The sequence below is a fragment of the Luteimonas sp. RIT-PG2_3 genome (assembly GCF_054902115.1).
Genome location: NZ_JBUBPF010000002.1, coordinates 462,172 through 473,209 on the forward strand (window position 1 = coordinate 462,172; position 11,038 = coordinate 473,209).

The following is an 11,038-nucleotide window of genomic DNA, read 5'->3' on the forward strand; positions in this document are numbered from 1 at the left end:
CCGGAAGGTTCCCGAATTTTTGCTGAATAGGCAAAAAATGCTGTTTGGACCCCCAGGGCCGGCCGATCATGGCTCATGTTGCAGTGCGGAAGGTTGTTCCTGATTCGGCCGGGCTGCTATACTTTTTTGGCTCGGCAGGGACAACGCCGGGACATCCTTCAGGTTTTCCACGCAGGTCCGGATCGTGCTTACTTCAATCGCTGCAGGTCGGCGACTGTCATGGCGCGCCATCCTCTGGCAGCTGGTCGCTGTTGCGGTGGTGGCGCTCGCCTTCCTCGTGAAGGGTGCGGTCTGGTCGCTCGCGGCCGCCGTAGGTGGAAGTGCCGTGGTGCTGGGGGGCTGGCTGTTCGGCGTGGTCGCACTGGGTGGCGGAGTCAACGCCTCCACCGGGGTGCTCGCGCGGATGCTGGTCGGAGTGTTGTTGAAATGGGTGGTAGCGATTGGCGTGCTGGTCGTGGGTGTTGGCGCGGGACTTCCTCCGCTGCCTCTGCTCGCCGGCGTCGTCGTTGCCCTGGTGACGCAGATGCTGGCAATGACCAGCGGACAGCAGGCAAAGGCACGTAGAGCTTGATTATGGCAGGCAACAGCGAACTGACCCCAACCACCTATATCCAGCACCACCTGCAGAATCTGACTGCATCGGTGGGCGAGGGCAGTTTCTGGACGATCCACGTCGACACCCTGGTGACCTCGGTGCTGATGGGCTTCCTGATGGTGTTCCTGTTCTGGCTGGCGACGCGCAAGGCCACCGCGGGCGTTCCCGGCAAGTGGCAGGCGTTCGTCGAGATCTGCCTCGAGTTCGTCGACAAGCAGGCGCGCGACACGTACCACGGTTCCAGCAAGCTGGTGACGCCGATCGCGATCACGCTGTTCTTCTGGATCCTGCTGATGAATCTGCTGAAGATGATTCCGGCGGACTTCATCGCCAAGCCCCTCGAACTGATGGGCGTGCATTACTGGAAGCCGGTCCCGACCGCCGACGTCAACGCGACGCTGGGCATGTCGGTCAGCGTGTTCTTCCTGATGCTGTTCTTCGCACTGCGCGCCAAGGGCCTGGGTGGCTTCACCAAGGAATTCCTGACCGCGCCGTTCGGCAAGTGGATGATGCCGTTCAACCTGATCCTCAACATCGTCGAGTGGCTGAGCAAGCCGATTTCTCTGGCGATGCGACTGTTCGGCAACATGTTCGGCGGCGAGATCGTGTTCCTGCTGATCTGGGTCCTTGGTGGCGCCAGCATCCTGGGCATGTTCGCCGGTGCGGCCTTCGGTTTCGGCTGGATGATCTTCCACCTGCTGGTCATCCCGCTGCAGGCCTTCATCTTCATGATGCTGTCGATCGTGTACCTGAGCCTGTCCGAAGACGCGCACTGATCCCAACGTTTTTCGTTTCGTCCTTTCACCCTTACCAAGCAAAGTTGTTTCGGAGAAAACCATGGAAATTGCACTGACCGCTCTCGCCCAAGTCCAGGCTTCGACCGTTCTGGCCATCGGCATCATGATCGGCCTGGCCGCCCTCGGCGCGGGTCTGGGTCTGGCCATCATGGCCGGCAAGTTCCTGGAGTCGGCCGCGCGCCAGCCGGAACTGATTCCGGTGCTGCAGGTCCGCATGTTCATCACCGCCGGCCTGATCGACGCCGCGTTCATCATCTCGGTCGCCGTCGGCCTGCTGTTCGCGTTCGCCAGCCCGTTCGTTGCCCCGTTCCTGGCGCAGCTGGGCGGCTGATTCGTCAGGCTCCAGGCGCGGCGCCGCGGTTCGCGGACCGCGCCGGGAAGTGAGAACGGGCATGCGTGCATGCCCGAACCAACACGACAGGCAGTATCACACCCATGAGTATCGGTCTGACCCTATTTGCACAGGCGCTGGCGTTCGCAGCCCTGATCTGGCTGATTGCCAGCAAGATCTGGCCGCCGTTGCTGAAGGCCATCGAAGAGCGCCAGCAGAAGATTGCCGAAGGCCTCGCGGCCGCCGACAACAGCCAGCGTGCGCTCGCCCAGGCGCAGGAAACCGCCAACGAGGAACTCAAGGCCGCGCGTGCGAAGGCCAACGAGATCATCGACCAGGCCCACCAGCGCGCCAACCAGATCGTCGACGCCGCCAAGGTTGAAGCGATCGCCGAAGGCGGCCGCCAGAAGGCCCTGTTCGAGTCCGAGATCGAAGCGTCCGCGACGCGTGCCCGCGAGGACCTGCGCAAGCAGGTGTCCACGCTGGCCGTAGCCGGTGCCGAGAAGCTGCTGCGCCGCGAGATCGATGCCAACGCCCACAAGGCGTTGCTCGACGAACTCGCTGCGCAGATCTGAACAGGATGATCTGACGCATGAGCCAGTCCCTCACGCTCGCCCGGCCTTATGCCCGCGCCGCCTTCGGGCTTGCGCGGGATGCCGGCGCGTTGCCGCAGTGGTCGGACGCGCTTGCGTTCGCCTCACGGCTTGCCGCCGATCCCCGGGTCGCCTCGCTGCTGGGTCATCCGGCACTGGCGCGGACCGAAGCGGTCGCGCTGCTGTCGCCCGATGGCGCCAGCGAGACGTTCGGCGATTTCCTGGCCTTGCTGGCCGACAACCGCCGCCTTGCGCAGCTGCCTGAGATCTCGGGCCTGTACGAGGAACTGCGGGCCGAAGCCGAAGGCGTGGTGCTGGCGACAGTGACCTCGGCCTCGGCGCTGCCCGAGGCCGAACTCGACAGCATCAAGGCCGCGCTGCGCAAGCGCTTCGGCCGCGACGTGCATCTCGACACCGCAGTCGACGAGAACCTGATCGGAGGCGCGGTGATCGCGGCCGGCGACGTGGTGATCGACGGTTCGCTGCGCGGGAAGCTGGCGCGCCTGCAGTCGGCGCTGACGCACTAAACACACGAATTCATCTGCTACGCCGGCGGCAACGCCGGGACAAGGGAATCACCCATGGCAACCTCGCAACTCAATCCGTCTGAAATCAGCGAGCTGATCAAGACCCGCATCGAGAAGGTCAAGCTGGCCGCCGAAGCGCGCAACGAAGGCACGGTCACCTCGGTCTCCGACGGTATCGTCCGCATCCACGGCCTGGCCGACGTGATGCAGGGCGAAATGATCGAGCTGCCCAACGATACCTTCGCCCTGGCGCTGAACCTCGAGCGCGATTCGGTCGGTGCGGTGGTCCTGGGCGACTACGAGCACCTGCGCGAAGGCGATGTCGCCAAGACCACCGGCCGCATCCTTGAAGTGCCGGTCGGTCCGGAAATGCTGGGTCGCGTGGTCAATGCGCTCGGCGAGCCGATCGACGGCAAAGGCCCGATCGACGCCAAGCTGTCGGCACCGGTCGAGCGCGTGGCGCCGGGCGTGATCTGGCGCAAGTCGGTCGACCAGCCGGTGCAGACCGGTTACAAGTCGGTCGATGCGATGATCCCGATCGGCCGCGGCCAGCGCGAGCTGGTCATCGGCGACCGCCAGACCGGCAAGACCGCGCTGGCGATCGACGCCGTGATCAACCAGAAGACCACCGGCATCAAGTGCGTCTACGTCGCGATCGGCCAGAAGGCCTCGACCGTGGCCAACATCGTGCGCAAGCTCGAAGAGAACGGCGCGCTGGCCCACACCGTGGTGGTGGCCGCGACCGCGTCCGAATCGGCCGCGATGCAGTACATCAGTGCCTACTCGGGCTGCACCATGGGCGAGTACTTCATGGACCGCGGCCAGGACGCGCTGATCGTGTACGACGATCTGTCCAAGCAGGCCGTGGCCTACCGCCAGATCTCGCTGCTGCTGAAGCGCCCACCGGGCCGTGAAGCCTACCCGGGCGACGTGTTCTACCTGCACTCCCGTCTGCTCGAGCGCGCCGCGCGCGTGTCCGAGGAGTACGTCGAGAAGTTCACCAACGGCGAAGTGAAGGGCAAGACCGGTTCGCTGACCGCGCTGCCGATCATCGAGACCCAGGCCGGCGACGTGTCCGCGTTCGTGCCGACCAACGTGATCTCGATCACTGACGGCCAGATCTTCCTGGAAACCGACCTGTTCAACGCCGGCATCCGCCCGGCCGTGAACGCCGGTATCTCGGTGTCGCGCGTCGGTGGCTCGGCCCAGACCAAGATCATCAAGAAGCTGTCGGGCGGCATCCGCATCTCGCTGGCCCAGTACCGTGAGCTGGCGGCGTTCGCGCAGTTCGCGTCGGACCTCGACGAAGCCACCCGCAAGCAGCTTGAGCGCGGCCAGCGCGTCACCGAGCTGATGAAGCAGAAGCAGTACGCGCCGATGTCGATCGCCCACCAGGCACTGTCTATCTACGCCGTCAACGAGGGCTTCCTCGACGACGTGCCGGTCAACAAGCTGCTGGCGTTCGAAGCCGGCCTGCATGCGCATTTCGACAACACCTCTGGCGAGCTGGTCAAGACCATCAATGCCAGCGGCAACTGGAACGACGAGATCGAAGGCGCCTTCAAAAAAGGCATCGCCGATTTCAAGACCACCGGCAGCTGGTAATCCAGTCGCCGGTAATCGGGAATAGAGGATAGGGACTCGTCAACGCGGAACGGCCTTGCCCTTCCGGACCACGATTCCCCATTCCCACGAAGCGAGCGAAGCGAGCGAAGCATGGCAAGCGGCAGAGAAATCAAAACCAAGATCAAGAGCGTGCAGAACACCCGCAAGGTGACGCGTGCGCTGGAAATGGTTTCGGCCTCCAAGATCCGCAAGGCACAGGAACGGATGAAGGCGTCGCGCCCGTACGCGCGCGCGATGAAGCAGCTGATCGGCCATCTGGCGCAGGCCAACTCCGAGTTCCAGCATCCGTACCTGATCGAGCGCAAGGATCCCAAGCGCGTCGGTTACATCATCGTCTCGTCCGATCGCGGGCTGGCCGGTGGCCTCAACAACAACCTGTTCCGCAAGCTGCTGGGCGAGATCCGCAACTGGCAGGAGCAAGGCGTCGAGGTCGACGTCGTCACGATCGGCCAGAAGGCCACGGTGTTCTTCCGCCGGCTCAAGGTGCAGATGCTGGCCAGCGTCACCCACCTGGGCGACAACCCCGAGGTCGAGCAGCTGATCGGCGTCATCAAGGTCATGCTGGACGGTTACACCGAAGGCAGCCTGGACCGCGTGTTCCTGAGCTACAACGATTTCGTCAACACGATGACCCAGCGCGCGGCGTTCGACCAGCTGCTGCCGCTGAAGGCCTCGGACGAGACCATCGTCAAGCATGACTGGGACTACATCTACGAGCCCGATCCGGAAACCGTGCTGAGCCACGTGCTGACCCGCTATGTCGAGTCGCTGGTGTACCAGGCGGTGATGGAGAACGTCGCGTCCGAGCATGCCGCACGCATGGTCGCGATGAAGGCGGCGAGCGACAACGCGACCAAGCTGATCGATACGCTGAATCTGGTCTACAACAAGGCCCGCCAGGCCGCGATCACCCAGGAAATTTCCGAAATCGTCGGCGGCGCCGCCGCGGTCTAATCCATCCGGTGGGCGCGGCCTCAAGCCTGCGACCACCAGCAGCATTTGAAAGTTACTGAGGAATCAAAGATGAGCAATCAGGGCAAGATCGTGCAGATCATCGGCGCTGTCGTCGACGTCGAGTTCCCGCGCAGCGAGGTTCCGAAGATCTATGACGCGCTGAAGGTCGACAACACCGAGATCACGCTGGAAGTGCAGCAGCAGCTGGGCGACGGCGTCGTCCGTACCATCGCGCTGGGTTCCACCGACGGCCTCAAGCGCAACCTGGTCGCCACCAACACCGGTCGTGCGATCTCGGTGCCGGTTGGCGCCGGTACGCTGGGCCGCATCATGGACGTGCTCGGTCGCCCGATCGACGAAGCCGGCGACGTGCAGGCCTCCGACCATTGGGAAATCCACCGCAGCGCGCCTTCGTATGAAGACCAGGCCTCGACCACCGACCTACTGGAAACCGGCATCAAGGTCATCGACCTGATGTGCCCGTTCGCGAAGGGCGGCAAGGTCGGCCTGTTCGGCGGCGCCGGCGTCGGCAAGACCGTCAACATGATGGAACTGATCAACAACATCGCCAAGGCGCACAGCGGCCTGTCCGTGTTCGCCGGCGTGGGCGAGCGTACCCGCGAGGGCAACGACTTCTACCACGAGATGAAGGACTCCAACGTCCTCGACAAGGTCGCGATGGTGTACGGCCAGATGAACGAGCCGCCGGGCAACCGCCTGCGCGTCGCGCTGACCGGCCTGACGATGGCCGAATACTTCCGCGACGAGAAGGACGCGTCTGGCAAGGGCAAGGACGTGCTGCTGTTCGTCGACAACATCTACCGCTACACGCTGGCCGGTACCGAAGTGTCGGCGCTGCTCGGCCGCATGCCGTCGGCCGTGGGCTACCAGCCGACGCTGGCCGAGGAAATGGGTGTCCTGCAGGAGCGCATCACCTCGACCAAGAGCGGTTCGATCACCTCGATCCAGGCCGTCTACGTGCCCGCGGATGACTTGACCGATCCGTCGCCGGCGACCACGTTCGCCCACCTGGACTCGACGGTGACGCTGTCGCGCAACATCGCGTCGCTGGGTATCTATCCGGCGGTCGATCCGCTCGATTCCACCAGCCGCCAGATGGATCCGCTGGTCATCGGCCACGAGCATTACGACACCGCGCAGCGCGTGCAGTCGACCTTGCAGAAGTACAAGGAGCTCAAGGACATCATCGCGATCCTGGGCATGGACGAACTGTCGGAAGAAGACAAGCAGTCGGTGTCGCGCGCGCGCAAGATCGAGCGCTTCTTCTCGCAGCCGTTCCACGTCGCCGAAGTCTTCACCGGCTCGCCGGGCAAGTACGTGTCGCTGAAGGACACGATCCGCGGCTTCAAGGGCATCGTCGACGGCGAGTACGACCACCTGCCCGAGCAGGCGTTCTACATGGTCGGCGGCATCGAAGAAGCGGTCGAGAAGGCGAAGAAGCTCGCCGCGTAAGCGACGGGTTTCCTGGAACCGGGCAAGACAGGCATCCGTCTGTCGAACGCCGGAAATCGTTAAGGCGGGTTGGTCGGGGACCGGGGCAATGGGGTTGGCGGGAGCGCAAGGTGCGCTTGCCAATCCCGATGCCAGGCTCCCGATTACCGTCTCGCAGAGCGAGGCATCATGAGCACCATCCGTTGCGACATCGTCAGTGCAGAGGCCGAGATCTTCCACGGCGAGGCCACGCTCGTGGTTGCGACCGGTGAACTCGGAGAACTGGGCATCGCGCCGCGCCACGCGCCGCTGATCACCCGGCTCAAGCCCGGCAAGGTCGTGGTGACCCAGGCCGACGGTACCCAGCTCGATTTCGCGATCGGTGGCGGCATCCTCGAGGTGCAGCCGCAGGTCGTGACGATCCTGGCCGACACCGCGATCCGCGCCGATGCCATCGACGAAGCCAAGGTCCGTGCGGCCAAGGAAGAAGCCGAGCGCATCCTGGCCGGTCGTGGCGAGGCGATGGACGTGGCCCAGGCCCAGCAGAAGCTGGCCGAGGCCGTGGTCCAGCTGCAGGCGCTGGAGCGCCTGCGCAAGACGCTCAAGCACTGATCGATCACTGCCTCGCAGTGACGCTTCGACGCCGGCCCCGTGCCGGCGTTGTCGTGTCTGGGCGCCGTCGGCTGCATTGCACTGCAGTCGATGCGCAGCAGCGGTAGATGCGCCGCAATCGATGCATGCCATGACGCGCTGCCGCTGAAGGGCTTGCGTTGCGTAACCGGGAACGCGTTAATTCACCGATCAGGCGAAACCGGGAGTGGCACATGCAGGCTTGGACGGGCGTTGTCGGCGCGATGCTGTGGCTGGCCAGCGGCGTTGCCCCCGCGTCGGGGCCGGACCGCGAGGCTGCCCCGGTCAGGTCCGCGGCGGCCGCCACGGCGCAGCCCGCGCAGGCGGCTCGCCCGCGCGCGCGCGATGCCGGCATCGTCATCGGCACGCTGCCCACCGGCCCGCGCAATGCGATCGTCGATGTCCCCGGCGTCGCGGTCGGCCATGCCAGCGTCATCGAGGGGCGGCGCGTGCGCACCGGCGTCACCGCGATCCTGCCGCATCGTGGCGATCTCTATCGCGACCGCGTGCCGGCCGCGATCAATGTCGGCAACGGCTACGGCAAGCTGCTCGGCGTGACCCAGGTGCGCGAGCTCGGCGAGCTTGAAACCCCGATCCTGCTGACCGGCACGCTGGGCGTCTGGCGCGCGGCCGATGCGCTGGTCGGCTGGCAGCTGGCGCAGCCGGGCATGCAGGAAGTGCGTTCGTTGAACCCGGTCGTCGGCGAGACCAACGACGGGTTCCTCAACGACATCCGCGCGCGTCCGCTGCGGGATGCGCATGTGCTCGCCGCCCTGTCCACGGCGACGACCGACAACGTCCAGGAAGGCAGCATCGGTGCCGGCGTCGGCACGGTCGCGTTCGGCTGGAAGGGCGGCATCGGCACCAGTTCGCGCCGGCTGCCTGCCGATGCCGGCGACTACACCGTCGGCGTGCTGGTGCAGAGCAACTTCGGCGGCAAGCTGATCGTCGCCGGCGTACCAACCACGGGCGTACTGCCCGATCCGGCGCACTACGCACCGCCTTCAACCAGGCCGCTCGCGAAGGCGACGGCGCCGCCGCAAGCGCCGCCCTCGACCGGCGACGGCAGCATCATGATCGTCGTCGCCACCGATGCGCCGCTGGATGCGCGCCAGTTGCAGCGCCTCGGCACGCGCGCGCTGATCGGACTCGGGCGGACCGGCTCGACGATGAGCAACGGCTCGGGCGATTACGTCATCGCCTTCTCGACCGCCGAACAGGCGCGCCGGCCGCTGGGCACGCCGCTGCAGGCGCTGGCGCTGCTGCCCAACGAGGAGATGAGCCCGCTGTTCGAAGCCGTCGCCGATGCCACCGAAGAGGCGATCCTCAATTCGCTGTTCCGCGCGACCACTGTCGAAGGCGACCAGGGCACCGTGCATGCCTTGCCACTGGATCTGCTGATGCCGCTGCTGCCGTCGGCTGGGCGTCAGCCCTCGCCCGTGGGCGGCGATCAGGGCAAGTAGCGCCCAGAGCGGTGAAGGCCTTCAGGCACCGAAGCGTGTCAGGGCTTGTAGATCCAGTGCCGGGACAGCACGAAGCCGATCAGGCCCAGCACGATCTCCACCAGCGGCTTGGCCAGCCACGCCCACTGCAGGCCCAGCACATCGTCGACGCGACCGATCGCCCAGGTGCTGGCCGCGGTCGTTGCGATCCACATCACCAGGAAGCGCTGCAACTGGGTGCGACCGACCGCACTACCTGGTCTGGCGAAGGTGACGCGGCCGTTGCTCCAGAAGCCGAACAGCGCGCCGCAGATGCGTCCGGTCACGTTGGCGGTGCGCACCGGGACGCCGAGCTGGCTCAACCCGACCATGACGGCCCAGTCCAGCAACCATTGCAGGCCGCCGATGATCAGGTAGTTGCGTCCCTGCCGTCCCAGGCTCATGCCGACGGCATCCGCATGCGCCGGCCTGCGCGGGCGGGGCGTGCTGTGCAGGGGAGCGTGGCCGGGATCATCGGCGCATAGCGTAAACGCATGGGTCGGCCGGCGGATGAACTGCTGCCGGCAACGTCCCTGGTCCTACCGGCCCGGCGGCCGCTGCCGCCTGCGTCGACAATGCCGGCGTTAGAATCTAACCCGTGCAGGACCGCCCGCGCCTGCCAACCCGATACACACCCTGCCCCCATTGAATGGAATGCCCATGACCGCTCCCCTGCATGTCGTCATCCTCGCCGCCGGTGAGGGCAAGCGGATGAAATCCACGCTGCCCAAGGTGCTGCAGAAGGTGGCGGGGCGGCCGATGCTGGCGCATGTCATCGATACCGCGCGTGCGTTGCAACCCGCCGGCATCCATGTCGTCTACGGCCATCGTGGCGACCAGGTGCGCGCGGCGTTCGCCGACCAGGCCGACCTGGTCTGGGCCGAGCAGGCCGAGCAACTGGGCACCGGCCATGCCGTCCAGCAGGCGATGCCCGGCGTTCCCGACGATGCCCGCGTACTGGTGATGTACGGCGACGCGCCTCTGTTCACCACGCAGACCCTGCAGCGGATGCTGGTGGTCAATGCGCGCCTGGTCGTGCTGACCGCCGAGCTCGACAATCCCACCGGCTATGGCCGCATCATCCGCGACGCCGAAGGGCGCGTCGCCGCGGTCGTCGAGGAGAAGGATGCCAACGCCGAGCAGCGCCGCATCCGTCTGGTCAATACCGGCGTCATCGCGGCCGATGCCACCGCACTGAAGGACTGGCTGTCGCGCCTGTCCAACGACAACGCGCAGGGCGAGTACTACCTGACCGATACCTCGGCGATGGCCGCCGCGGACTTCACCGCCGCCGAGATCATCGAAGTCGAGGATGCCGGCGAGACCGAAGGCGCCAACGATCCCTGGCAGCTCGCGCAGCTCGAACGCGCGTGGCAGCTGCGCGCGGTGCGCGCACTGTGCGTGCAGGGCGCGCGCTTCGCCGATCCGGCGCGGATCGACATCCGTGGCGAGGTCGTCGTCGGCCGCGATGTCGAGATCGATGTCGACGTGATCTTCGAAGGCCGCGTCGAGCTGGGCGATGGCGTCCGCATCGGGCCGTTCACGCGGCTCAAGGATGTCCGCCTGTCCGCCGGCACCGAAGTACGCGCGCATTGCGACCTCGAAGGCGCGCGCACCGAAGGCGCCGTGCAGATCGGCCCGTTCGCGCGCCTGCGTCCGGGCACGGTGCTGGCCGACGGCGCGCACGTGGGCAACTTCGTCGAGACCAAGAACACCACGTTGGGCGTGGGTAGCAAGGCCAACCACCTGACCTACCTCGGCGATGCAGTCGTCGGCGCGGGCGTCAACATCGGCGCCGGCACGATCACCTGCAACTACGACGGCGCCAACAAGTACACGACCACGATCGGCGACCGCGCCTTCGTCGGTTCCAACTCGTCGCTGGTCGCACCGGTGACGATCGGTGCCGGCGCGACGGTCGCGGCCGGTGCCGTGATCACCCGGGACGCGCCGCCGGATGAGCTGACCATCGCGCGCGCGCGCCAGCAGACCATCCCCGGATGGCGGCGGCCGCAGAAGAAGGTCTGATCCTGCGAAGGTCTGATCCTGCGC

General features: G+C 66.0%; 12 protein-coding genes. 11 read left to right on the top strand and 1 reads right to left on the bottom strand.

Features of this window, described 5'->3' with window-relative positions; all coding sequences use genetic code 11:
- The first annotated feature begins 184 nt into the window (after window positions 1-184).
- The 10 genes from ACYX7E_RS04855 to ACYX7E_RS04900 all read left to right on the top strand — a co-directional run bounded on the left by ACYX7E_RS04855 (window position 185) and on the right by ACYX7E_RS04900 (window position 8,968).
- Window positions 185-571, top strand: coding sequence for a hypothetical protein (locus tag ACYX7E_RS04855; RefSeq protein ID WP_462079432.1), 387 nt, complete (start codon window positions 185-187; stop codon window positions 569-571).
- 2 nt (window positions 572-573) lie between these two features.
- A complete protein-coding gene (gene atpB, locus ACYX7E_RS04860; RefSeq protein ID WP_462079433.1) occupies window positions 574-1,371 on the top strand; it encodes a F0F1 ATP synthase subunit A in 798 nt (265 codons plus the stop codon).
- A gap of 61 nt (window positions 1,372-1,432) precedes the next feature.
- Window positions 1,433-1,723, top strand: coding sequence for a F0F1 ATP synthase subunit C (gene atpE, locus ACYX7E_RS04865; protein ID WP_462079434.1), 291 nt, complete (start codon window positions 1,433-1,435; stop codon window positions 1,721-1,723).
- A gap of 104 nt (window positions 1,724-1,827) precedes the next feature.
- The gene (locus tag ACYX7E_RS04870; RefSeq protein WP_462079435.1) at window positions 1,828-2,298 is read left to right on the top strand and encodes a F0F1 ATP synthase subunit B; all 471 of its coding nucleotides are present in this window, start codon (window positions 1,828-1,830) and stop codon (window positions 2,296-2,298) included.
- A 17-nt stretch (window positions 2,299-2,315) separates the two neighbouring features.
- Window positions 2,316-2,843 carry a F0F1 ATP synthase subunit delta gene (locus tag ACYX7E_RS04875; protein ID WP_462079436.1) on the top strand — a complete coding sequence of 176 codons (528 nt, stop codon included), beginning with the start codon at window positions 2,316-2,318 and terminating at the stop codon, window positions 2,841-2,843.
- A 54-nt stretch (window positions 2,844-2,897) separates the two neighbouring features.
- On the top strand, window positions 2,898-4,448 hold the full coding sequence (atpA, locus tag ACYX7E_RS04880; protein WP_462079437.1) for a F0F1 ATP synthase subunit alpha: 1,551 nt from the start codon (window positions 2,898-2,900) through the stop codon (window positions 4,446-4,448).
- 111 nt (window positions 4,449-4,559) lie between these two features.
- Entirely contained in the window at window positions 4,560-5,423 is an 864-nt protein-coding gene (gene atpG / locus ACYX7E_RS04885) for a F0F1 ATP synthase subunit gamma (protein WP_462079438.1), read from the top strand.
- Between the two features lie 69 nt (window positions 5,424-5,492).
- Window positions 5,493-6,896, top strand: coding sequence for a F0F1 ATP synthase subunit beta (gene atpD / locus ACYX7E_RS04890; RefSeq protein WP_462079439.1), 1,404 nt, complete (start codon window positions 5,493-5,495; stop codon window positions 6,894-6,896).
- A 168-nt stretch (window positions 6,897-7,064) separates the two neighbouring features.
- Window positions 7,065-7,487, top strand: a complete 423-nt coding sequence (locus ACYX7E_RS04895) for a F0F1 ATP synthase subunit epsilon (RefSeq protein ID WP_462079440.1) — start codon at window positions 7,065-7,067, stop codon at window positions 7,485-7,487.
- A gap of 212 nt (window positions 7,488-7,699) precedes the next feature.
- Complete coding sequence (locus tag ACYX7E_RS04900; protein WP_462079441.1) at window positions 7,700-8,968, top strand: DmpA family aminopeptidase; 1,269 nt, start codon at window positions 7,700-7,702, stop codon at window positions 8,966-8,968.
- Window positions 8,969-9,006: 38 nt separating this feature from the next.
- Here the strand turns inward: ACYX7E_RS04900 and ACYX7E_RS04905 are convergent, their stop codons facing one another.
- Window positions 9,007-9,390, bottom strand: coding sequence for a GtrA family protein (locus ACYX7E_RS04905; RefSeq protein WP_462079442.1), 384 nt, complete (start codon window positions 9,388-9,390; stop codon window positions 9,007-9,009).
- Between the two features lie 256 nt (window positions 9,391-9,646).
- Between ACYX7E_RS04905 and glmU the strand changes: the two genes are divergently transcribed.
- Complete coding sequence (glmU, locus tag ACYX7E_RS04910; RefSeq protein ID WP_462079443.1) at window positions 9,647-11,014, top strand: bifunctional UDP-N-acetylglucosamine diphosphorylase/glucosamine-1-phosphate N-acetyltransferase GlmU; 1,368 nt, start codon at window positions 9,647-9,649, stop codon at window positions 11,012-11,014.
- Window positions 11,015-11,038: the final 24 nt, after the last annotated feature.